The sequence below is a fragment of the Duganella sp. Root336D2 genome (genome assembly GCF_001425005.1).
Taxonomy (GTDB): domain Bacteria; phylum Pseudomonadota; class Gammaproteobacteria; order Burkholderiales; family Burkholderiaceae_D; genus Rugamonas.
On sequence record NZ_LMDB01000037.1, the window covers coordinates 242,308 to 263,383 of the forward strand.

The 21,076-nt window shown below is 62.3% G+C and carries 22 protein-coding genes; 19 read left to right on the forward strand and 3 right to left on the reverse strand.

Features of this window, described 5'->3' with window-relative positions; genetic code table 11:
* Window positions 1-24 precede the first annotated feature (24 nt).
* The 12 genes from ASD07_RS25525 (at window position 25) to rfaE1 (ending at window position 11,479) form a co-directional block, all read left to right on the forward strand.
* Entirely contained in the window at window positions 25-531 is a 507-nt protein-coding gene (locus ASD07_RS25525; protein WP_055937073.1) for a DUF2059 domain-containing protein, read from the forward strand.
* 11 nt (window positions 532-542) lie between these two features.
* On the forward strand, window positions 543-1,625 hold the full coding sequence (gene serC / locus ASD07_RS25530; protein ID WP_055937077.1) for a 3-phosphoserine/phosphohydroxythreonine transaminase: 1,083 nt from the start codon (window positions 543-545) through the stop codon (window positions 1,623-1,625).
* A complete protein-coding gene (gene pheA / locus ASD07_RS25535; RefSeq protein ID WP_055937080.1) occupies window positions 1,625-2,698 on the forward strand; it encodes a prephenate dehydratase in 1,074 nt (357 codons plus the stop codon). Before serC ends, pheA begins: the two co-directional genes overlap by 1 nt.
* A gap of 21 nt (window positions 2,699-2,719) precedes the next feature.
* Window positions 2,720-3,838 carry a histidinol-phosphate transaminase gene (gene hisC / locus ASD07_RS25540; RefSeq protein ID WP_055937083.1) on the forward strand — a complete coding sequence of 373 codons (1,119 nt, stop codon included), beginning with the start codon at window positions 2,720-2,722 and terminating at the stop codon, window positions 3,836-3,838.
* The gene (locus ASD07_RS25545; protein ID WP_055937086.1) at window positions 3,831-4,784 is read left to right on the forward strand and encodes a prephenate dehydrogenase/arogenate dehydrogenase family protein; all 954 of its coding nucleotides are present in this window, start codon (window positions 3,831-3,833) and stop codon (window positions 4,782-4,784) included. Before hisC ends, ASD07_RS25545 begins: the two co-directional genes overlap by 8 nt.
* A 9-nt stretch (window positions 4,785-4,793) precedes the next feature.
* Window positions 4,794-6,125: a 3-phosphoshikimate 1-carboxyvinyltransferase gene (gene aroA, locus ASD07_RS25550; protein WP_055937090.1), complete on the forward strand. Its 1,332-nt coding sequence runs from the start codon at window positions 4,794-4,796 to the stop codon at window positions 6,123-6,125.
* A gap of 127 nt (window positions 6,126-6,252) precedes the next feature.
* Window positions 6,253-6,921, forward strand: coding sequence for a (d)CMP kinase (gene cmk / locus ASD07_RS25555; protein ID WP_055937093.1), 669 nt, complete (start codon window positions 6,253-6,255; stop codon window positions 6,919-6,921).
* Window positions 6,922-6,998: 77 nt separating this feature from the next.
* Window positions 6,999-8,675 carry a 30S ribosomal protein S1 gene (gene rpsA / locus ASD07_RS25560; RefSeq protein WP_055937096.1) on the forward strand — a complete coding sequence of 559 codons (1,677 nt, stop codon included), beginning with the start codon at window positions 6,999-7,001 and terminating at the stop codon, window positions 8,673-8,675.
* 15 nt (window positions 8,676-8,690) lie between these two features.
* Window positions 8,691-8,996, forward strand: a complete 306-nt coding sequence (locus tag ASD07_RS25565; RefSeq protein WP_028100433.1) for an integration host factor subunit beta — start codon at window positions 8,691-8,693, stop codon at window positions 8,994-8,996.
* A 64-nt stretch (window positions 8,997-9,060) separates the two neighbouring features.
* Window positions 9,061-9,366: a lipopolysaccharide assembly LapA domain-containing protein gene (locus ASD07_RS25570; RefSeq protein WP_055937100.1), complete on the forward strand. Its 306-nt coding sequence runs from the start codon at window positions 9,061-9,063 to the stop codon at window positions 9,364-9,366.
* A gap of 8 nt (window positions 9,367-9,374) precedes the next feature.
* Window positions 9,375-10,550: a lipopolysaccharide assembly protein LapB gene (gene lapB / locus ASD07_RS25575; RefSeq protein ID WP_055937103.1), complete on the forward strand. Its 1,176-nt coding sequence runs from the start codon at window positions 9,375-9,377 to the stop codon at window positions 10,548-10,550.
* A 2-nt stretch (window positions 10,551-10,552) separates the two neighbouring features.
* Window positions 10,553-11,479, forward strand: coding sequence for a D-glycero-beta-D-manno-heptose-7-phosphate kinase (rfaE1, locus tag ASD07_RS25580; RefSeq protein WP_055937107.1), 927 nt, complete (start codon window positions 10,553-10,555; stop codon window positions 11,477-11,479).
* Here the strand turns inward: rfaE1 and ASD07_RS25585 are convergent.
* The gene (locus ASD07_RS25585; RefSeq protein ID WP_082507562.1) at window positions 11,476-13,299 is read right to left on the reverse strand and encodes a M48 family metallopeptidase; all 1,824 of its coding nucleotides are present in this window, start codon (window positions 13,297-13,299) and stop codon (window positions 11,476-11,478) included. The genes rfaE1 and ASD07_RS25585 overlap by 4 nt on opposite strands.
* Before the next feature lie 129 nt (window positions 13,300-13,428).
* On the opposite strand from ASD07_RS25585, the gene ASD07_RS25590 reads away from it, so the two are divergent.
* The 5 genes from ASD07_RS25590 (at window position 13,429) to ASD07_RS25610 (ending at window position 17,327) form a co-directional block, all read left to right on the forward strand.
* Entirely contained in the window at window positions 13,429-14,397 is a 969-nt protein-coding gene (locus ASD07_RS25590; RefSeq protein WP_055937113.1) for an OmpA family protein, read from the forward strand.
* Window positions 14,398-14,496: 99 nt separating this feature from the next.
* Complete coding sequence (locus ASD07_RS25595; RefSeq protein ID WP_055937549.1) at window positions 14,497-14,802, forward strand: helix-hairpin-helix domain-containing protein; 306 nt, start codon at window positions 14,497-14,499, stop codon at window positions 14,800-14,802.
* Window positions 14,803-14,945: 143 nt separating this feature from the next.
* Window positions 14,946-15,524: a hypothetical protein gene (locus tag ASD07_RS25600; protein WP_055937116.1), complete on the forward strand. Its 579-nt coding sequence runs from the start codon at window positions 14,946-14,948 to the stop codon at window positions 15,522-15,524.
* Window position 15,525: 1 nt separating this feature from the next.
* Window positions 15,526-16,569 carry a sensor histidine kinase gene (locus ASD07_RS25605; RefSeq protein ID WP_055937119.1) on the forward strand — a complete coding sequence of 348 codons (1,044 nt, stop codon included), beginning with the start codon at window positions 15,526-15,528 and terminating at the stop codon, window positions 16,567-16,569.
* Complete coding sequence (locus ASD07_RS25610) at window positions 16,566-17,327, forward strand: LytTR family DNA-binding domain-containing protein (RefSeq protein WP_055937122.1); 762 nt, start codon at window positions 16,566-16,568, stop codon at window positions 17,325-17,327. The genes ASD07_RS25605 and ASD07_RS25610 overlap by 4 nt, the downstream gene beginning before the upstream one ends.
* Here ASD07_RS25610 and ASD07_RS25615 read toward each other — a convergent pair.
* A complete protein-coding gene (locus ASD07_RS25615) occupies window positions 17,314-19,026 on the reverse strand; it encodes an FAD-dependent oxidoreductase (RefSeq protein ID WP_055937125.1) in 1,713 nt (570 codons plus the stop codon). The genes ASD07_RS25610 and ASD07_RS25615 overlap by 14 nt on opposite strands.
* Before the next feature lie 65 nt (window positions 19,027-19,091).
* Here ASD07_RS25615 and ASD07_RS25620 point away from each other — a divergent pair, with 65 nt between their 5' ends.
* Both ASD07_RS25620 and cysM read left to right on the forward strand, forming a co-directional pair.
* Window positions 19,092-19,652, forward strand: coding sequence for a GNAT family N-acetyltransferase (locus ASD07_RS25620; protein WP_055937128.1), 561 nt, complete (start codon window positions 19,092-19,094; stop codon window positions 19,650-19,652).
* 23 nt (window positions 19,653-19,675) lie between these two features.
* Window positions 19,676-20,578, forward strand: a complete 903-nt coding sequence (gene cysM / locus ASD07_RS25625; protein ID WP_055937131.1) for a cysteine synthase CysM — start codon at window positions 19,676-19,678, stop codon at window positions 20,576-20,578.
* Between the two features lie 52 nt (window positions 20,579-20,630).
* Here cysM and ASD07_RS25630 read toward each other — a convergent pair whose 3' ends face one another.
* Window positions 20,631-20,969 (reverse strand): hypothetical protein, encoded by a 339-nt coding sequence (locus tag ASD07_RS25630; RefSeq protein ID WP_055937134.1) that lies wholly within the window; start codon window positions 20,967-20,969, stop codon window positions 20,631-20,633.
* Between the last annotated feature and the right edge of the window lie 107 nt (window positions 20,970-21,076).

The window sequence follows — 21,076 nt, forward strand, 5'->3', positions numbered from 1 at the left end:
TCCCGTAAAAATTAAGGAGCCCGCATGAAAAAGTTCGCCTTTGCCGCCGCAATATTTGCTTTCGCCGCCGCCGCCCATGCAGCCCCGCCGAGCGAAGCATCGATCCGCGAGTTGATGGATACCACCGGAGCGCGCGCCAATATGGCTGCCTCGCTGCAGAACCTGGCGAAGGCGCTGCCGCAGATCCTGCGCATGCGCGCGGAAGCGGTGGTGCGCAATAACCCCAAGTTCAACGACGAGCAGCGCAAGGCCGAACTGGCGACTGTGGAGCGCCGCATGCCGGTCATCACCGCCGCCCTGCAAAAGGATTTGAACGATCCGAAAATGGTCGATGAGCTGTACAACCAGGTGGTGCCGCTGTATGCGAAGCATTTCACGCAGGAAGACGTCAAGGCCCTGACGGCTTTCTACCGCAGTCCGGTCGGCAAGAAGTCGCTGGAAGTGATGCCGGTGCTGATGGGCGAAAGCGCCCAGGCCGCACAAAAGCTGATGCAGGAGCGCGCGAAGCGCATTGTCGAACAAACGAAGTAAGGAGTCTCGAAGTGGCGAACATCTACAATTTCTCCGCCGGCCCGGCCGTGCTGCCAAAGGAAGTGCTGCAACAGGCGGCCGCTGAAATGCTGGATTGGCACGGCAGCGGGATGTCGGTCATGGAGATGAGCCACCGCGGTCCTGAATTCATTGCGATCTATAAGGCGGCCGAGCGCGACCTGCGCGAGCTGCTGGCTGTGCCGGACAATTACAAGATCCTGTTCATGCAGGGCGGCGGGCTGTCGCAGAATGCGGTGCTGCCGATGAACCTGTGCGGCGGCGCCGACAGCACCATCGATTTCGTGCAGACTGGTTCCTGGTCCGGCAAGTCGATCAAGGAAGCGGCGCGTTATGCCCGCGTCAACGTGGCCGCTTCGTCGCAAGCCACCGGCTTCGACCGCGTGCCGGACCAGGCGGAGTGGAAGCTGACTCCCGGCGCATCCTACCTGCATATCTGCACCAATGAAACCATCGACGGTGTCGAGTTCAATTTCGTGCCGACCGCGCAGGGCGAGACCGATATCGTGGCCGATATGTCGTCGCATATCCTGTCGCGCCCGGTGGACGTGAGCAAGTACGGCGTGATTTTCGGGGGCGCACAAAAGAATATCGGCCCGGCCGGCGTCACCGTGGTCATCGTGCGCGATGACCTGATCGGCAAGGCGCTGCCATTCTGCCCGTCCGCCTTCGACTTCAGGAACGTGGCGGAAAACGAATCGATGTACAACACGCCACCCACCTACGGCATCTATATTGCCGGCCTGGTGTTCCAGTGGCTGAAGAAGCAGGGCGGCGTGGCCGCCATGGAAAAGCGTAATATTGAGAAAGCCGAGCTGCTGTACCAGGCACTCGATGCCGACGACTTCTACCAGAACCGCGTCGCAAAAGAATACCGCTCGCGCATGAACATCCCGTTCTACCTGCGCGACGAATCGAAAAATGAAGCATTCCTGGCCGGTGCGAAAGCGCGCGGGCTATTGCAGCTGAAGGGCCACAAGTCCGTCGGTGGTATGCGGGCATCGATCTATAACGCGATGCCGATCGAGGGCGTGCAAACGCTGGTCGACTACCTCAACGAATTTGCAGGCAGATAATGAGCGATAAACTGAAACCCTTGCGCGAGAAGATCGATTCGATCGACGCGCAGATCCTGGCGTTGCTGAATGACCGCGCCAAAGTGGCGCAGGAAGTAGGGCACGTCAAGGCCGAAACCAACGCGCCCGTGTTCCGTCCCGAGCGCGAAGCCCAGGTGCTGCGCGGCGTGGCCGACCGCAATCCGGGCCCGCTGGGCGCGCGCGAAGTGCAAACCATCTTCCGCGAAATCATGTCGGCCTGCCGCGCGCTCGAGCGCCGCGTGACCGTGGCCTATCTTGGCCCGGCCGGCACCTTCAGCGAACAGGCGGTGTACGCCCAATTCGGCACCGCTGTGGATGGCATTCCTTGCGTCTCCATCGACGAGGTGTTCCGCGCCACTGAAGCCGGTACCGCCGATTTCGGCGTGGTGCCGGTCGAAAATTCCTCCGAAGGTGCGGTCAACCGCACGCTGGACCTGATGCTGGCCACGCCCTGCCTGATCTCGGGTGAGATCGCGATTGCCGTCCATCACAGCCTGATGACCAGGACCGGCACCATGGAAGGGGTACAGGTGATTTGCGCCCACTCGCAGGCGCTGGCCCAATGCCAGGTGTGGCTGAACCAGAACTACCCGCATATCGAGCGCCGCGCCGTGGCCTCGAATGCCGAAGCGGCACGCATGGCCGGCGACGACCCGACCATCGCCGCCATCGCCAGCGAGCACGCCGGCGCACAGTATGGCCTGGGCGTGGTCAATGCCCACATCCAGGACGATCCGCACAACCGCACCCGCTTCGTGGTGATCGGCAGCCTGCTCACCAACCCGTCCGGCCGCGACCACACTTCCGTGATCCTGGCAGTGCCGAACAAGGCTGGCGCCGTGTACCAGCTGCTGGCGCCCCTGGCCAAGCATGGCGTGTCGATGACGCGCTTCGAATCGCGCCCGGCCCGCATCGGCACCTGGGAATACTATTTCTATGTAGACGTTGAAGGGCACGTTCAAGACCCGTCCGTGACAAAGGCATTGGCTGAACTCAAGGACAATGCTGCCTTCTTCAAAGTGCTGGGCTCCTACCCGACCAGCCTCACCTGACCTTTATAAGTGATTAGATCCATGTCCAAGACTTACGGCCCTGAATACGTTCGCGCAATCGCCCCTTACCAGGCTGGCAAGCCTATCTCCGAAGTGGCACGTGAATTTGGCCTGAAGGAAGAATCCATCGTTAAACTGGCATCGAACGAAAACCCGTTCGGCGTGCCGGAATCGGCGCAGAAGGCGATGGCCGCTGCCGCCGCTGAACTGGGCCGCTACCCTGATGCCAATGCCTTCGACCTGAAAATGGCGCTGTCCAAGCGCTACGACGTGCCGATGGATTGGATCACCCTGGGCAACGGCTCCAACGACATCCTGGAAATCGCCGCCCACGCTTTCGTCGAGCGCGGCCAGTCCGTGGTGTACTCGCAGTACTCCTTCGCCGTGTACGCCCTGGCGACCCAGGGTATCGGCGCGCGCCATATCGTGGTGCCGGCCAGGAACCACGGCCACGACCTGGATGCGATGGCTGCCGCCATTGAAGCGGATACCAAATTGGTGTTCATCGCCAACCCGAACAACCCGACCGGCACGTTCGTCACCGGCGCCGAGATTGAAGCTTTCCTGCAGAAGGTGCCGGCGAACGTGGTGGTCGTGCTGGACGAGGCTTACAACGAATTCCTGAAGAAGGAAGACCAGTACGAGTCGGCAGCCTGGGTCAAGAAGTACCCCAACCTGCTGGTGTCGCGCACCTTCTCCAAGGCGTACGGCCTGGCCGGCCTGCGCGTAGGCTTCGCGCTGGCGCAGCCGGAAGTGACTGACCTGATGAACCGTATTCGCCAGCCGTTCAATGTGAATTCGCTGGCGCAGGCTGCTGCGATTGCGGCGCTGAACGACAAGGAATTCCTGTCCAAGTCGGCTGCCAACAATACCGCGGGCTACGAGCAGTTCGTGGAAGCGTTCAAGGATATGGGGCTGGAGTTTGTGCCGTCGTACGGCAACTTCGTCCTGGTGCGCGTTGGTTCGGATGACGCGGCCGGTGCGCGTATCAACCTGGCGCTGCTGAAGCAGGGCGTGATCGTGCGCCCGGTGGGCAACTACGGCCTGCCGCAGTGGCTGCGTATTTCCATCGGCCTGCCGCAGGAGAATGCGGTGCTGATTACTGCGCTGCGCAAGGCGCTGGCGGAGGATCGTGCTTAATAAGGTTGTTATCTTCGGCGTTGGCCTGATCGGCGGCTCGTTTGCGCGGGCGCTGAAGGCGGCTGGCGCTGTTAAGCATGTCGTTGGCGTTGATCGCTCGGAGGCGTTCCTGTCGCGGGCGCTCGAGTTGGGCATCATCGACTCGGCCGCCGAAACCGGTAAAGCGGTGTCTGACCCGCAGGGTCAGACACCGGCCGGCTACCGGTTTGAGGAAGCAATTGCCGGCGCGGACCTGATCCTGCTCGCCGCGCCAGTGGCGCAAACCGCCCGCATCCTGGCCTCGATCCTGCCCCACCTCGACGCCAGCACCATCGTCACCGACGCCGGCAGCACCAAATCCGACGTGGTGGCCGCCGCCCGCGCCGTCATGGGCGATAAAGTGCGCCAATTCATTCCCGGACACCCCATCGCCGGCCGCGAAACCAACGGCCCCGACGCCGCCATCATCGACCTGTACCAAGGCAAGAAAACCGTCCTCACGCCCCTGGCCGAGAACGACCCCGCCGCAGTCGAGCGCGTGGCCAGCGCCTGGAAAGCCTGCGGCGCCATCATCCATACCCTGACCCCGGAAGAGCACGACAAAGTGTTCGCCGCCGTCAGCCATCTTCCCCACCTGCTGGCCTACGCGCTGGTAGACGACATCGAACGCAAGCCCCACTCGGATTTGCTGTTCCAATATGCTGCCAGCGGATTCCGCGACTTCACCCGCATCGCCGGCAGCTCGCCTGAAATGTGGCGCGACATCAGCCTCGCCAACCAGGCCGCACTCCTGACTGAGCTGGATGCTTATCTGGCACAATTAACCCGCTTGCGCGCCAGCCTCGCCGCTGGCGACGCCGCCGCCCTGGAAGCCACCTACGTCAACGCGCAGCGCGCGCGCCGGCAATGGATCGAGACCATCGAGGCGGCTGAGCCGCCGCAGCCGAAAGATGCGGCGGCAGAATAAGGAACACGCATGACTGATTATCCGCATTACCTCGACCTGCTGCCGGTCGCGCGAGCCGAAGGCGCGGTGCGCCTGCCAGGCTCGAAATCCATCTCCAACCGCATCCTGCTGCTGGCCGCGTTGGCCGAAGGCGAGACGCGCGTTATCGACCTGCTGGCTTCCGACGATACCGCCGTGATGCTGGCTGCACTGCGCTCGCTGGGCGTCGAGTGGACCGAGCATCGCGAGGGCGAAAGCACGGTGCACGTAGTGCAGGGCGTGAAAGGCCGCTGGCCGCTGCGCACCGCCGACCTGTTCATGGGTAACGCCGGCACCGCGATCCGTCCGCTGACCGCGGCGCTGGCCGTGATCGGCGGCGACTACAAGGTGCACGGCGTGCCGCGCATGCACGAGCGCCCGATCGGCGACCTGGTCGACGCGCTGAATGCCGCCGGCGCCGACATCGAATATACGATGAACAAGGGTTACCCGCCGCTGCACATCCGCAGCGGCGAGTTCAAGTCGCAGCGCCTGTCGGTGCGCGGCGATGTGTCGAGCCAGTTCCTGACCGCGCTGCTGATGGTGGCGCCGCTGATGGCGCGCGAGCATGCCGTGACCATCGAGGTGGAAGGCGAGCTGATTTCCAAGCCTTATATTGAAATCACCCTGAACCTGATGCGCCGCTTTGGCGCCGTGGTGGAGCAGGATGGCTGGGCGTCGTTCACCATCCCTGCCGGGCAGACCTATAAGAGCCCGGGCGCCATCCACGTCGAAGGCGATGCCTCAAGCGCTTCCTATTTCCTGGCTGCCGGCGCGATTGGCCGCGGCCCGGTGCGGGTGCAGGGCGTGGGCAACAACTCGATCCAGGGCGACGTGCGCTTTGCGCAGGCGCTGGAGCAGATGGGGGCGACCATCGTGATGGGCGACAACTGGATTGAAGCCAGCGCAAATGGCCCGCTGAAGGCGGTGGATATGGACTTCAACCATATTCCGGATGCGGCGATGACGATTGCCGTGGCGGCGCTGTATGCGGAAGGTACTACGACTTTGCGCAATATCGCTTCCTGGCGCGTGAAGGAAACCGACCGCCTGTCGGCGATGGCGACCGAGTTGCGCAAGCTGGGCGCGAAGGTGGAGGAGGGGGCTGACTGGCTGTCCGTCACCCCGCCGGCGGTGCTGCTGCCGGCCGCGATTGATACCTATGACGACCACCGCATGGCGATGTGCTTCTCGCTGGCTTCGCTGGATGGGTTCATCCGCAAGGGCGCCAAGGTTCGCATCAATGATCCAAAATGCGTCGCCAAGACCTTCCCCGAGTATTTCACCGCGTTCGCGTCGATCGCGAAGCGTGGTAGCGTTTAACTTTTAGCCAAAACCGGTAAACCTGGGTCTGACCCAAGGGTCAGACTCCTCCGAAGCCGCAGACTGCGGATACGGCGGGTCCGACCCTTGGGTCGTACCCGGGTTTACCGGTTTAATAATTAACCATATGCCAACATCGAACATCCCAGTCATCACCATCGACGGCCCGACCGCTAGCGGCAAGGGCACCGTGGCCCACAAGGTCGCGGACAAGCTTGGCTTCCACCTCCTCGATTCCGGCGCCCTGTACCGCCTGACCGCGCTGCAGGCCCTGCGCCGCGAAACCAACCTGAACGACGAGCATGCCCTGGCCAAGCTGGCCGAGCACCTGAACATCCATTTCGCCGGCGACGCCGTCTACCTGTCGCAAGAAAACGTCACCGACGCCATCCGCGCCGAGGAAGTTGGCAATACGGCATCGAAAATCGCTGCCCTGCCGGCCGTGCGCCAGGCCCTGTACGGCCTGCAGCTGAGCTTTCGCAAGACCCCCGGCCTGGTCGCCGACGGCCGCGACATGGGCTCCGTCATCTTCCCGCACGCCCCCCTCAAGGTGTTTTTGACCGCCTCCGTCGAAGCGCGCGCCGATCGCCGCTATAAGCAATTGATCGGAAAGGGAATTTCTGCTAGTATGCAAGACCTGCTGATGGATTTGAAAGCGCGCGACGACCGGGATATGAACCGGGCCATTGCGCCGCTGGCGCCGGCAGAGGGTGCTTTCCTCCTCGATACGTCTGCCATGAACGCTGATGAAGCGACCGAGCAGGTGTTGAAATGGTGGACCGCCACCCATAAATAAATAGCTGTTCTTGTTCAACCCTCAACCCAGTTGAAGCCGCATCGTGCGGGTCTTACTGGCTAACCTGGAAATAAATAATGGAAAGTTTTGCAGCCCTCTTCGAAGAGTCCCTGTCGCGTCAAGACATGCGCTCTGGCGAAGTGATCTCCGCTGAAGTCGTGCGTCTGGACCACAATTTTGTGATCGTTAACGCCGGCCTGAAATCGGAAGCTTTCATTCCTGTTGAAGAATTCAAGAATGACCAAGGCGAACTGGAAGTCAAAGTAGGCGACTTCGTTTCCGTGGCCATCGAATCGCTGGAAAATGGTTTCGGCGATACCATCCTGTCGCGTGACAAGGCCAAGCGCCTGGCATCGTGGCTGGCACTGGAAAAAGCAATGGAATCCGGCGAGATCGTCGTTGGTACCGTCAATGGCAAAGTCAAGGGCGGCCTGACCGTTCTGACCAACGGCATCCGTGCTTTCCTGCCAGGTTCGCTGGTAGACACCCGTCCAGTTAAAGACACCACCCCGTTCGAAGGCAAGACCCTCGAATTCAAGGTTATCAAACTGGACCGCAAGCGTAACAACGTCGTTCTGTCCCGCCGCGCCGTCATCGAAGCTTCGATGGGCGAAGAGCGTCAGAAACTGATGGAAACCCTGAAAGAAGGCACCGTGGTTACCGGCGTCGTCAAGAACATCACCGACTACGGTGCGTTCGTTGACCTGGGCGGCATCGACGGCCTGCTGCACATCACCGACCTGGCATGGCGTCGTGTGCGTCACCCATCGGAAGTGCTGACCGTTGGTCAAGAGATCACCGCTAAGGTCCTGAAGTACGATCAAGAGAAGAACCGTGTGTCCCTGGGCGTGAAGCAACTGGGCGACGATCCTTGGACCGGCCTGTCCCGTCGTTACCCACAGAGCACCCGCCTGTTCGGTAAAGTCACCAACCTGACCGACTACGGTGCGTTCGTTGAAGTTGAACAAGGCATCGAAGGCCTGGTTCACGTGTCGGAAATGGACTGGACCAACAAGAACGTGGCTCCTAACAAAGTCGTGCAGCTGGGCGACGAAGTTGAAGTCATGGTCCTGGAAATCGACGAAGAGCGTCGTCGTATCTCGCTGGGCATGAAGCAGTGCAAGGCAAACCCTTGGGACGACTTCGGCGTGACCCACAAGAAGGGCGATAAGGTCAAGGGCGCAATCAAGTCGATCACCGACTTCGGCGTGTTCATCGGCCTGCCAGGCAACATCGACGGCCTGGTGCACCTGTCCGACCTGTCCTGGACCGAGTCCGGCGAAGAAGCCGTACGCAAGTTCAAGAAAGGTGACGAACTGGAAGCCGTTGTTCTGGCAATCGACGTTGAGCGCGAGCGCGTTTCCCTGGGCGTCAAGCAACTGGAAGGCGATCCATTCAACAACTACGCAGCCATGAACGACAAGGGCTCCCTGGTTACCGGTACCGTTAAGTCGGTTGAGCCAAAAGGCGCCGTGATCCAGCTGTCCGAAGAAGTTGAAGGCTACCTGCGCGCTTCCGAAATCTCCCGCGACCGCGTGGAAGATGCCGGCACCCACCTGAAGGTTGGTGATTCCGTGGAAGCCCTGGTGATCAACATCGATCGCAAGGCACGTTCGATCCAGCTGTCGATCAAAGCTAAAGACAGTGCGGACACCGCTGAAGTGATGTCGAAGATGGCTGCTGACTCCAGCGCCGCTTCCGGCACCACCAGCCTGGGCGCGCTGCTGAAAGCCAAGTTCGACAACAAGAACTAATCTACGAGCACTTAGATGACTAAGTCCGAATTGATCAACCGCCTGGCTGAGCGTTACTCTCAGCTGGTGGCCAAAGATGCGGAGTACGCCGTCAAGACCATTCTCGATGCGATGACCAACGCTTTGGCCGACGGCCAGCGCATCGAGATCCGTGGTTTTGGCAGCTTCGCCCTGAATTCGCGGCCGCCACGCATTGGACGCAATCCTAAGTCCGGCGACAAAGTGATGGTCCCTGAAAAACGGGTGCCGCATTTCAAGCCTGGCAAGCAGCTGCGCGAGCGGGTCGATGCGATGGTCGGGCAACCGATCATTGAGGACTGAGTCTCTGGCACAGTAGAATGAAGGGGCGGGCATTTGCCTGCCCCTTTTTAATTTGGAACTGACGATGAAATTCATCTCCACCGCCTTCGGCGTTGTCCTGTTTGTCCTGTTCTTTGGTTTTGCCCTGAAAAATACGCAGGAAGTCGACCTGCACCTGTTCCTGAACTACGAGCTGCGCGGCCCGCTGGTGCTGATGCTGCTGGCCTTTTTCGTGGCCGGCGCCGCCCTGTGCATCCTCGCGCTGACTCCTACCTTGTTCCGCCAGCGCCGCGAATCGAACAAGCAGAAATCCACTATCCAATCCCTGCAGAGCGCGGCCATGCAAGTGAACGAGCGCCCGCTGCCGGATAGCATCAACACCCAGCACTAAGAAAAAACATGGATTTTGAACTCTGGTGGCTGCTGGGCATCCCAGCTATGTTTGCCCTTGGCTGGATCGCCGCACGCGTCGACATCCGCGCCGTGGTGTCCGAATCGCGCACCCTGCCGCGCGGCTACTTCCGCGGCCTGAACCATCTGCTGAACGACCAGCCGGACAAGGCTATCGACTCCTTCATCGAGATCGTCAAGCTCGATCCGGAAACCGCCGACATGCACTTCGCGCTGGGCAACCTGTTCCGCCGCCGCGGCGAAACGGAACGCGCCATCCGCGTGCACCAGAACCTGTTGTCGCGTCCCGACCTGCCGGCCGAGCAGCGCGCCCACGCCGAATATGAGCTGGGCCAGGATTACCTGAAGGCCGGCCTGCTGGACCGCGCCGAAGAGACCTATACCCGCCTGCTCGACACTTCCTACGCAGTGCAGGGCCGCAAGGCGCTGCTGGAAATCTACCAGCGCGAGAAAGAGTGGAAGCGCGCCATCGAAGCCGCGCTCGCGCTGCAGGAAGCCGGCGCCGGCTCGCGCCAGAAAGAAATCTCGCAGTTCTACTGTGAACTGGCGCAGGACGCGCTGGTGCACATGAAGCCCGACGAAGCGGAAAGCCTGCTGGAACAGGCGCTGCAAGCGGACCGTTCGAGCGTACGCGCCACCATCCTGTGCGGCGACGCGCAGCTGGCCAAAGGCGATACCGAAGCCGCGCTGCTTACCTGGCGCCGCGTCGAACAGCAATCCGTACCGCACACCGCGCTGGTGGCAACCCGCCTGATGGACGGCTACCGCAAGGTGGGCCGCCCGCAGGAAGGCGTCAGCCTGCTGAAATCCTACCTGGAACAGGCGTCCTCGATCGACCTGCTGGAAGTGGTGTTCAAGACCGTCATCGAACTCGATGGCGTGGACGCCGCCAAGCAGGTGGTGCTCGATGAACTGCGCCGCACCCCGACCCTGCTCGGCCTCGACAAGCTGCTGGAAGCGCGCATGATGGATGCGCCGGCCTCGGTGCTGTCCGAACTGTCGATGGTGAAAAACCTGGTGCACGGCTACACGCAAAAATTGGCCCGCTACCAGTGCAGCCACTGCGGCTTCAAAGCCCGCCAGTTCTACTGGCACTGCCCGGGATGCAGCCGCTGGGATTCCTACCCGCCGCGCCGCACCGAAGAACTCAACGTGATGAACTGAATATGAGCAAAGCGCCCGCACTCGACAAAGTACGCATCCTGGTCGCCGGCGACGTCATGCTGGACCGTTACTGGTTCGGCGACGTCAGCCGGATTTCGCCGGAAGCCCCGGTTCCCGTGGTGCGCATCGAACGCCGCGAAGCCCGCCTGGGCGGCGCCGCCAACGTCGCACGCAATGCCGCGGCATTGGGCGCGCATGCCGGCCTGCTGGGCATCGTCGGCGCCGACGAAGCAGGCACGGAAGTGGAGCAGCTGCTGCAAAGCGGCGCCATTCACAGCTACCTGAAGCACGACAGCGCCATCTCCACCATCATCAAGCTGCGCGTGATCGGCCGCCAGCAGCAGATGGTGCGGATCGACTTCGAAGAACCGCCAAGCGACGCTGTGCTGCGCAACAAGCTGGTGCAATTCAAGACCCTGCTGCCGGAATACGACGTGATTGTGCTGTCCGACTACAACAAGGGCGGCCTGGTCGATGTGGCCGAAATGATCGCCACCGCGCGCGCGGCCGGCAAGATCGTGATGGTCGACCCGAAAGGCGACGACTTCTCGCCTTACAGAGGCGCCACCGTACTGACTCCCAACAAATCAGAACTGAAACGCATCGTCGGCTCCTGGAACAGCGAAGAGCAACTGGTGACCAAGGCGCAGAACCTGCGCGCCGAACTGTCGCTGGACGCGCTGCTGCTGACCCGGTCGGAAGAGGGCATGACCTTGTTCACCGACGACGGCATCTTCAACGTACATGCCAGCGCCCGCGAAGTGTTCGACGTCTCCGGCGCAGGCGACACCGTGATTGCCACGATGGCCGCCATGCTCGGCTCCGGCGCCGGCTGGCAAGACGCCGTCGACACCGCCAACCGCGCAGGCGGCATCGTGGTTGGCAAGCTCGGCACCGCCACCGTCACCCGCGACGAACTATTCGCCTAAATTGAGCTTTGGCGCGAGACTTCGTGGCGGTGCTTGTACATGCCCAGCGCTTGCTTGAGCTCATCGCGCTGGGGCTTCACTCCTGGCAACTTCACCTTTTTCGATTTGCTCTTGCCGCTGTCCGGATCGGCCAGGGTCAGCGTCAGGACGTCGCCGCCAAAGCCGTCCTCGTAGTTCATGTTCGTGACCTGCTCCCAGCCGAAAATGCTTTGGTCGGCGTTCACGGTGATGCCTTCATACGCCACCACGATCGGGCCGAAATCGCGCGGCGGGAAATACTTCAGCACGATCGCGCGCTCCGCGTCATCGGATGGGCGGTAGCGGTACGCCAGGGTGTGCTCGTGCGCCTTGGCGAAACGAGATTCGTAGGCATTCCATAAGCGGCCTTCGATGGCGTCCGCCGTCAGGATCTCGCTGTGCCAGCTGTTCGTTACCGCCGTTGCGACCACAGCGCCAAACAGGGTGCCTGGAATCGGGCTGCCGACATTTTCCATGCGTTCGCTGAGCTTGGGGTGCGAGTCGAATGGGTGCGGTACGTTCGCGCCCTGCATCGCATCCTGGAACTGCTCGGAACAGGCGAAAGGCTTCAGGCCCTGCGCCACGTAAGTGGCGATGCCGATTTCGCCTTCGTGGCGGTCGTTGCGCTGGAACAGGTCTTCCTCGATGTGGCCGCGGTAATTGCCATAGGCGGAGATCTTGATCAGCGCCGAAATCAGCGGACGTCCCGATACCGCCTGCGCCGCTGCGCGGTCGGCGAGGAATTCGCGCTCGCGGCTTTCGCGCATCAAGCCCAGTTCCAGCGCCGTGCGGTACAGCGCCAATGGGTAGTAGGCGATCAGCGTCATCAAGTTGCCGCGCATGGCGCCAAGGTAGCCGTCGAATTGCGACAGGGCGGGTCCGAGCTTTGCGCTGCGCTCGGTGTCGCCGCCGCTGAAGTGCGCCAGTTCGTGCGCCAGCACGGCGTCGGCTTCGCGCTGGTCCAGCACGCGCAGCAACGGCAGGCTGACGAACAGCGTGCGGCCGTCGATCGTTTCGTTGCCCAGCACGATGGGGCTTTCGGTGACAAAGAAGTTGGTGTCGATGCCGCCGATGATCTGGCGTGGCGGGGCGGTACCCAGCATCCCAGCCAGGCCGCGCACACGCTGCCACAGTGCCGGTGCATCCTGTTCACGCACCAGTTCACCTTCCACTTCGAACTTCCATTTGGGTCGCGCAAAGATCTGCGTGACGGCCAGCAGCGCGGCGGCTGCGGCGGCAATGCCGGTAATGGCCACCAGCTTGATCGAATACATATGGAAGAACCAGGCGGTCAGCCAGAACGAAAGCCAGGCCAGCATGGCGTTTTGCGCCACCACTTCAAAGGAGCCCGACCAGGACAGCAGGCGTTGTCCCAGCAACAGGCTGCGGTACTGGGCGTCGCGGCCGCGCTGCGCCGCCAGGCAAAGCAGGGCGACCAGGGCTGCCAGCAGCACGCCGCCAACCAGCATGATCAGCGAGATGTTGTGCGCCCAGTAGAATTGCCATTGATGGCCCCATGATTCGCAGGCGCGGGAGCGGTACTCGGCCATCGCCGGGTCGCTGTTGCCGCAAACCGTGGAGGGTGGATCGGCACGGAAGCGCGCCAGCACCTGCTCGCGTTCCGCCAGGGCGACGTTGGCTTTGCGCATGTCGCCTTCGATCGATTCAAGGAATTCCCCGTCCCACGTTTTGAGGACGTGGCCGCTGAACACAAAGGTAATGCCTGGAACCAGTGCCAGCGACAGCACCGCATACAGCGCGATGCGCATCAGGTCGGATTTCAGGGCAGCTAATGATCGCATGCTGATCTCGGTTGCAAAAAATATAAGTATGGCACCGCAGGTTTCGTTGCGTCATTGCAATCTCGAATTTGCGCGCCAATTGTCGCGTTTTTGTTATATTGGCAATCCCTCCAAACGGATGCCGATACCATGCGAACCATTCTTTTTGCCGCCCTGGCAGCGCTTTCCTTCCAGGCCTACGCCCAGCCGAACTTCAGCAAGGACATTGCCGGCGGCAGCGACCACCCGTTGCTGCACCGCTATGAGGGTTCGATGCTCTATATGTACGGCGGTGAGAACCTGGGCCAGGCCCGGGTTGTCGATGCCGAGGCAGGCAAGCCGGTGCTGCACAAGGTGGAAGGCAAGACGGCCAACCGCTATTACTGGGGGCCGAAAGGGCGCAGTGCGCTGGAAATCCACCGCAACTACCAGCAGGCGCTGAGCGCTGCCGGTTTCAAGATCCTGTACGCCTGCGAGACCGACCAATGCGAGAAGGCCAAGGTTCAGCACCTGGTGCAGGAGCTGCCGCGCGAAGTGCATTGGAAGTCGTTCGACGCGTATGTCAGCAGTACCTTCAATAGCGCCAACCAGCCGCGCTTCCACCTGGTCAGCGCAGCCAAGGCTGGACCTGGCGGCAATACCTATGTAATGGTCGCGCTGTCCGAATACACGGACTACCAGCGCGTGCGCCAGTTCGTGCAGATCGTCGAACCGACGGTGATGGAAGGCGGCAAGGTCACTGTCGATACGCGCGCCATCCAGGAGGGCTTGCAGCGCGATGGCAAGGTGGCGCTGTATGGCGTGACCTTCGACACCAACAAGGCCGTGATCCGCGAGCAATCGAGCGAGCAGCTGGAACAGATGGCCAAGGCCCTGCAGGCGCAGCCCAAGATGAAAGTCTTCATCGTCGGCCACACCGACGACCAGGGCGAGTTCGATGCCAACCTGGCGCTGTCGCAAAAGCGCGCGCAGGCCGTGGCTGATGCGCTGGCCTCGAAGTACGGCATTCCCGCCAACCGCATGATGCCGCGTGGTGTCGCCAATATGGCGCCGGTGGCCAGCAACGCCAGCGACGAAGGCCGGGCCAAGAACCGTCGTGTGGAATTAGTTGTGCGTTGATTGATCTGCCTCAAATAGCGCGCGGCCCGTGTCAGCCGGATGGCGCGGGCCGCGTTGTGGCTGAACGAGGTCTTCTCGTGTCCACTTATGGAGGCAATCATGATCAGGAAATTAGTGCTCGCCGTCGCCACGCTGGTCGCTTGCATGGGCATGGCATTCGCCCAGGTTGACGTCAACAAAGCCGACCAGGCCGCACTCGATAGCGTCAAGGGTATCGGTCCGGCCAAGTCCAAAGCCATCATGGCGGAACGCGCGAAAGGGGAGTTCAAGGATTGGGCCGACCTGGAACAGCGCGTCAAAGGCATAGGAGAGAAGAACGCCATGAAGTTGTCGGAGGCCGGGCTGATGGTCAATGGCAAGTCGCGCGAAGGCGCCGCTCCGCGCAAGGAAGCCGCTCGAAAATAGCCGGAACCTTGCTGCATTAATCCGCAGGCGGCGCCATTTATCGGCAAGGTGAAGCGTTCATCGCATGCTTCCCCCGACGCCTGCGGCCTGGGGCAGAGTTATGGACATGACAATGTCGTCATGCCATGAGAAACTACCGCCCCATGAAACCCCATGTTGTTTTCCTCGCCGCTGTCGCTTCAGTTTCCTTGCTGGCATTGGCCCAGCCAACCGCAAGCCTGGACAAGAGCTGGTACCTCGCCGGTGAAAACCCGGACCTCTATGAAATAGGCGCCGACCCCAATGGCTTCCGGCGCGGCAGCTTCGCGAAATTCCTGCGCGCGAAAACAGATGATCGCAAGGCATGGGCTACGCTGATGCAGACCGTTGCTGCCGACAAGTACCGCGGCAAGCGCGTGCGCTTCTCGGCACAGGTCCGCACCGACAGCATCGGTGCCTGGAGTGGCTTGTGGATGCGGGTGGATCTGGAAAACGGCGAGATGGATGGTTTTTACAATAGCCAGGACAAGCCGATCAAGGGCACTACCGATTGGCAATTGCGCAGCGTTACGCTGGATGTTGCGGAGCACGCGGACTTCGTTTTGTTTGGCGTGAATGGCGCAGGCGGCGGCACTGTCTGGATCGATGACCTCAAAATGGAAGTGGTCGACAAAAACGTACCCGTCGACAAAATGCCGCCGCGCGAGTACTGGCGCGCGCAGCACACCAATCCGAGCCTGTAAGATGCAGAATGGACCTCATGCCGCATTGCGCCAACTCTTGTCCGTGAACCTGCGGGAAGGCGCTTCCAGTGCGGGAATGTTCTTGCTGGTGGCTGGATTGGCCGTCTTTGCCGGCTCTTATGACCGGCTTGCCTTGTTCGGCGCGCTCCTGCTCGACGCAGCCATCGTGCTGGCCGGCGCGCACGCACTGCGTTGGATGCTGCCGCCAAAGGCTGGCTGGACCTGGTGCTGGGCAGCCCAGCCACTGCTGCAGCTGATCGCTGCTGTCGTTGCGATGCAGGCCTACATCAAGGGGACAGGCTATTTCCTGCTGCTGGCGCTGTCGCCGGCGCAAATGCTGGGCAGTGCGCTGGCTTTCGGAACCGTTGTACTGGCAGTTCCGCTGATGTATGCCCATCGCCAGGCGCGCGCCCTCGAAATTTCGGAACTGCAGCGCGCCGCTTTGCAGGCGGAATTGAAGTCGCTGCAGGCGCAGGTGGAACCGCATTTCCTCTATAACACGCTGGCCAATACGCGCTACCTGGCGCGCCATGCGCCGGAGCGCGCGGTGGAAATGCTGGATCACCTGATTGCCTACCTGCGCACCGCTTTGCCCGACATGCGCACATCGTCATCCACGCTGGCTCGCGAGTGCGAGCTGGCGGGCCATTACCTGGCCCTGATGGAAATCCGCTTCGGCGCGCGGCTTGCGACCAGGCTCGATTGCCCTGGGGACCTGGGCAGCCTGCCGGTCCCGCCGATGATGTTGATGTCGCTGGTGGAAAACGCGGTGCAGCACGGTGTCGAACCGAAACCGGGCGCCGTATGCGTAAGCGTCGCGGCGGCGCTGCGCGGCGACGGCAGGCTGGGCATCATCGTGCGCGACGACGGTGGGGGGCTGCAGCGCGGGCAGGGCACGACGCTGCTGGGCAGCGGAGTCGGGCTGCGCAATGTACGGGAACGGCTGCAGGCGCTGTACGGCGGCCGGGCCGCTTTCGAACTGCGGCAGGCAGCCGACGGCGCCACTGAGGCGGAATTGCTGTTGCCGGTCGAGGGGCGCGCATGAAACCACGCATCCTGATCGCCGATGACGAACCGCTGCTGCGCGCGGAGCTGCGCGAGCTGCTGGCCGCGCTGTGGCCGGAGGCGGAGCTTTTACCCGATGCTGCGGACGGCTTCGAGGCGCTGCGGCTGGCACGCGAACTGGCGCCGGACGTGGCCTTCCTTGATATCCGCATGCCTGGACTGGATGGGCTGCAGCTCGCGGCCACATTCGGCTCGCGCACGCACGTGGTGTTTGTCACCGCATACAACGAGCATGCGCTGGCCGCATTCGAGCAGGGCGCGCATGACTATTTGCTGAAACCGGTCGATGCTGCGCGATTGGCGCGCACAGTCGGGCGGCTGCGCGAGCGGGTGCTGCTGCCGCCGCCGGATTTGCGCCGAATCACTGCCGACGTGCGCGCGGCAAGCGCGCTGTCCGCGACCGCCGGGACGCAGGCGCCTTCATGGATCCAGGCGTCGGTAGGGCAGGCGGTGCACTTCATCGACCTGTCCGACATCCTGTACTTTGTCGCTGAGGACAAGTACACGCGCGTGGTGGCGCAGGGACTGGAGGCGCACATCCGCACGCCGCTCAAGGAGCTCGCTGGAACGCTGGAAGGAGCGGGATTCTGGCAGGTCCACCGCAGCTACGTGGTAGCGGTGAAGCGCATTGCCGCCGCCGTGCGCGACGGCGACAACGCGATGTGGCTTACTTTACGCGGGCATGGAGCGCGGCTGCCGGTCAGCCAGCGCTTCCAGCACCGTTTCAAGGGGATGTGACAGGCAGGTTGGCCAGGAAGGCGTGAATCTGCGACACCACGGCCGCGCCTTCGCCGACACCTGCGGCGACGCGCTTGGTGGAGCCCGAGCGCACGTCGCCGATGGCAAATACGCCCGGCACGCTGGTTTCCAGCGGAGCGCGCTGCGGCGCATCGGCCAGCGTCATCTTGGCGCGGCACTGGTCCTTGATGGCGTCGAAGCCGGTGCGGATGAACCCTTGCGCGTCAACCTCCACGCCGCAATCGGCCAGCCAGGCCGTATTCGGGTCGGCGCCGATGAACAGGAACAGGCGGCATACGTCGCAGCTATCGACTGCACCGGTCTCCTTGCACAGGAAGCTGACCTTGGACAGGCCGTCATCATTGCCTTCCAGCGCAGTGATCTCGGTATGCGTGTGCAGCTCGATATTCGGCGTCGCCTTGATGCGGTCGATCAGGTAAGTCGACATGGTGGCCTTCAGGCCGGAGCCGCGAATCACCATATGCACCTTGGAGGCAAAGCCGGAGAGGAAAACCGCCGCCTGGCCGGCGGAGTTGCCGCCGCCAACCAGCACCACTTCTTCCGACTTGCACAGCTTGGCCTCGATCGGCGAAGCCCAGAAGTATATGCCGCGCCCTTCGAATTCGCCGATATTGTCGAGGGCAGGGCGCTTGTAGCGCGCGCCGCTGGCCAGCACCACGGTCTTGGCGCGCACCACCTGTCCGCCGGCGATTTCCACGCGCAGCGGCCAGCTGTCGCACAGCAGGCGCGTGGCCGGGGCGGGGATCGCGACCTCCACGCCGAACTTCTGCGCCTGTACGAAGGCGCGGCCGGCCAGGGCCCGGCCGGAAATGCCGGTCGGGAAGCCAAGATAGTTTTCAATGCGCGCACTGGCGGCAGCCTGGCCGCCGTAGGCGCGCTGTTCCAGTGCCAGCACGGACAAGCCTTCCGATCCGGCGTACACCGACGTCGCGAGGCCGGCAGGTCCGGCGCCGACCACCACTACATCCCACAGCTTTTCGGTGTCGATTTCAGGCAGCAGGCCGATGCAATAGCCGACTTCCGCGTTGCTTGGGTTTTTTTTCACCACGCCGTCCGGGCATACCACCAGCGGCCAGTCTTCCGGACCCGGTTCGTAGTATTCGCATAGCGCGCGCGCCTGTTCGTCGTCTTTCGGATCAAGGATGCGGTAGGGGTAGCCGTTGCTGCTCAAGAAGCTGCGCAAGTGGAACAGGGCCGCATTTCCGGGCGGGGAAACCAGCACCAGGCCGCCGCCTTCGGTCTCCAGCAGGCCGACGCGGCGCAGGATCAGGGCGCGCACGATGCGCTCGCCCAGCTCCGCTTCCGCAATCACCAGTGCGCGCAGGTTCTCCGGCGACACTTCCAGCACCTCGACATCGTCCTTGGCGGTGGCGTTGACCAGGGAAGGGCGCCCGGAAAGCTGCGATACCTCGGCAGTGAATTCGCCGGGACCGTGCTCGGTCAGGAATTCGGAGTTGCCAAGGCCGTCATATTTGCAGATCGTGATCGAACCTTTCAGCCCGATGATCAGGCCAAAGCAGGTGTGACCGGCTTCGAGAATGCGCACGCCGCGCGCATACTGGCGCACCGTGCCGAAGCGGTGCAGGCGCTTGATTTCCTGCTCGGTCAGCACCGGGTTGACCTGGTGCCTGCGGCTCTCCAGCGTGGACGGCATGGAGATGACTTCGGTGTCGCTCATGGGGAAAGGCTCCTCTATTAATGCATGTAGTTTAATGCAATTACCCCGGCCTGCTATGATTTACCATGACCTTTACCATCCGGCCGCTGCAAGCAGAAGAATTGGCCGCCTTCTTCCATTATCTGAACGACCACCTGCTCGATAACGGGCGTGATGGCGCCCCGTTGTTCCAGCCCATGTCGCGCACCAGCGCCGGCTTCCCGCCGGAGAAGATCAACGGCTTCAGTACCGGTCTGCTGGCCAGCTTTGGCCAGCAAGGCTGGCGCCGGGTCTGGGGCGCGCTGCGCGAAGGGGAAATCATGGGACACATCGACCTGCGTTCGCGGCCCGAAGCAGCGGCACGCCATCGCTGCCTGCTGGGCATGGGCGTGCACCGCGCCGCGCGCCGCAACGGGCTTGGCGCCGCGATGGTGAAAACGGCAGCCGAATGGGCGCGCGGGCAGGGCCTGGAATGGGTCGACCTGGAGGTCCTGACGGGCAACGCCCCGGCCCGCGCGCTATACCGCAAGTGCGGGTTCGTGCAGACGGGCGAGATTCCCGACCTGTTCCGGATCGATGGCGAAAGCCAGGGCTATGTCTTCATGTCCCTGCACCTCGCCGCCGAAGCGGATAAAATGGTCGTTTGACAGAACATTACACAGCAGGAACCATGGGATACAAAACAATCGCCGATACCATCGGTAACACGCCGCTGGTGCAGCTGGTACGCATCCCCGGCGCGGAAGCGGCCGCGCGCGGCAACATCATCCTCGGCAAGCTGGAAGGCGACAACCCGGCCGGTTCGGTCAAGGACCGCGCCGCCATGTCGATGCTGCGCCGGGCCGAAGAGCGCGGCCAGATCAAGCCGGGCGACACCCTGATTGAGGCGACCAGCGGCAATACCGGCATCGCACTGGCCATGGCCGCTGCCATCCGCGGTTACAAAATGATCCTGCTGATGCCGGAAAACCTGAGCGAAGAGCGGCGCATGAGCATGGCCGCCTACGGCGCCAACATCATCCTGACGCCGAAAACCGGCGGCATGGAATACGCGCGCGACCTGGCCGAGCAGATGCAGAAGGATGGCAAGGGCATCATCCTCGACCAGTTTGCCAACGGCGACAACCCGCGCGCCCACTACGAAGCCACCGGTCCGGAAATCTGGCGCGATACCGAAGGCCGCGTGACGCACTTCGTATCGGCCATGGGCACCACCGGCACCATCATGGGGGTGTCGCAATACCTCAAGGAGCAGAACGGGAATGTGCGCATCATCGGCGCGCAGCCGGAAGAAGGTTCGTCGATCCCGGGTATCCGCAAATGGCCGGAGGCCTACCTGCCAAAGATTTACGACAAGGCGCGCGTGGACCAGGTGGAATACGTGTCGCAGGCGGCGGCGGAACGCATGGCGCGCCGGCTGGCTGCTGAAGAGGGTATCTTCTGCGGGATTTCGGCAGCGGGTGCCTGTGAGATTGCACTGCGCATTTCGCAGCAAGTGGAAAACGCGACGATCGTGTTCATCGTCTGCGATCGCGGCGACCGCTATTTATCGACCGGGGTGTTCCCGGCATAAGCGAAGCCACGCTTCCCCTCCCCGGGCGGGGAGGGGAAACCAAGGACTGGCATCAGCCCTTGTTTTCGGAGCCGACGCCTTCTTTCGGCTTGAACTGCTTGTCGCTGATGCGGAACTTATTGCGGCGGTCGCCCATCAGGTAGCGCAGGTCACGGATGCTCAGGTCGGAAACCTCGTGCATGCGGATCAGCAGCGATGCGCCAACCGGCAGGCGGTGGTGGCGGATCTTGGAGATCACAGGCGGTGCGACTTCCAGAGCGCGCGACAGGGCCGCATCGTTCTTCAGTCGGAGGTTTTCGATCAGGGTGTCGAGCAGACGGTTCGGGTTGTACTGCAGCAGATCATCGCCTTCCGACTCGCTGTTCATATCATTACCGACTTGGTTGGTCATGTCTTCTGTTCCTTCTCTAAAGTTGTCCTGCTAACGACCCAAATCCTGAGACGGATTCCTGTTTAACAAGTTTCATAATATATACACAATTGTACAACAGAGCGGTC

Excerpts from the sequence above, each read along its gene's own strand:
- ASD07_RS25570 (WP_055937100.1), top strand. The coding sequence starts at position 9,061 with ATGAAATTCATCTCCACCGCCTTCGGCGTTGTCCTGTTTGTCCTGTTC.
- rfaE1 (WP_055937107.1), top strand. The coding sequence starts at position 10,553 with ATGAGCAAAGCGCCCGCACTCGACAAAGTACGCATCCTGGTCGCCGGC.
- aroA (WP_055937090.1), top strand. The coding sequence starts at position 4,794 with ATGACTGATTATCCGCATTACCTCGACCTGCTGCCGGTCGCGCGAGCC.
- ASD07_RS25630 (WP_055937134.1), bottom strand. The coding sequence starts at position 20,969 with ATGACCAACCAAGTCGGTAATGATATGAACAGCGAGTCGGAAGGCGAT.
- ASD07_RS25590 (WP_055937113.1), top strand. The coding sequence starts at position 13,429 with ATGCGAACCATTCTTTTTGCCGCCCTGGCAGCGCTTTCCTTCCAGGCC.
- ASD07_RS25610 (WP_055937122.1), top strand. The coding sequence starts at position 16,566 with ATGAAACCACGCATCCTGATCGCCGATGACGAACCGCTGCTGCGCGCG.
- hisC (WP_055937083.1), top strand. The coding sequence starts at position 2,720 with ATGTCCAAGACTTACGGCCCTGAATACGTTCGCGCAATCGCCCCTTAC.
- ASD07_RS25600 (WP_055937116.1), top strand. The coding sequence starts at position 14,946 with ATGAAACCCCATGTTGTTTTCCTCGCCGCTGTCGCTTCAGTTTCCTTG.
- ASD07_RS25525 (WP_055937073.1), top strand. The coding sequence starts at position 25 with ATGAAAAAGTTCGCCTTTGCCGCCGCAATATTTGCTTTCGCCGCCGCC.
- ASD07_RS25605 (WP_055937119.1), top strand. The coding sequence starts at position 15,526 with ATGCAGAATGGACCTCATGCCGCATTGCGCCAACTCTTGTCCGTGAAC.
- pheA (WP_055937080.1), top strand. The coding sequence starts at position 1,625 with ATGAGCGATAAACTGAAACCCTTGCGCGAGAAGATCGATTCGATCGAC.
- ASD07_RS25620 (WP_055937128.1), top strand. The coding sequence starts at position 19,092 with ATGACCTTTACCATCCGGCCGCTGCAAGCAGAAGAATTGGCCGCCTTC.
- cysM (WP_055937131.1), top strand. The coding sequence starts at position 19,676 with ATGGGATACAAAACAATCGCCGATACCATCGGTAACACGCCGCTGGTG.
- rpsA (WP_055937096.1), top strand. The coding sequence starts at position 6,999 with ATGGAAAGTTTTGCAGCCCTCTTCGAAGAGTCCCTGTCGCGTCAAGAC.
- lapB (WP_055937103.1), top strand. The coding sequence starts at position 9,375 with ATGGATTTTGAACTCTGGTGGCTGCTGGGCATCCCAGCTATGTTTGCC.
- ASD07_RS25615 (WP_055937125.1), bottom strand. The coding sequence starts at position 19,026 with ATGAGCGACACCGAAGTCATCTCCATGCCGTCCACGCTGGAGAGCCGC.
- ASD07_RS25595 (WP_055937549.1), top strand. The coding sequence starts at position 14,497 with ATGATCAGGAAATTAGTGCTCGCCGTCGCCACGCTGGTCGCTTGCATG.
- cmk (WP_055937093.1), top strand. The coding sequence starts at position 6,253 with ATGCCAACATCGAACATCCCAGTCATCACCATCGACGGCCCGACCGCT.
- ASD07_RS25565 (WP_028100433.1), top strand. The coding sequence starts at position 8,691 with ATGACTAAGTCCGAATTGATCAACCGCCTGGCTGAGCGTTACTCTCAG.
- ASD07_RS25585 (WP_082507562.1), bottom strand. The coding sequence starts at position 13,299 with ATGCGATCATTAGCTGCCCTGAAATCCGACCTGATGCGCATCGCGCTG.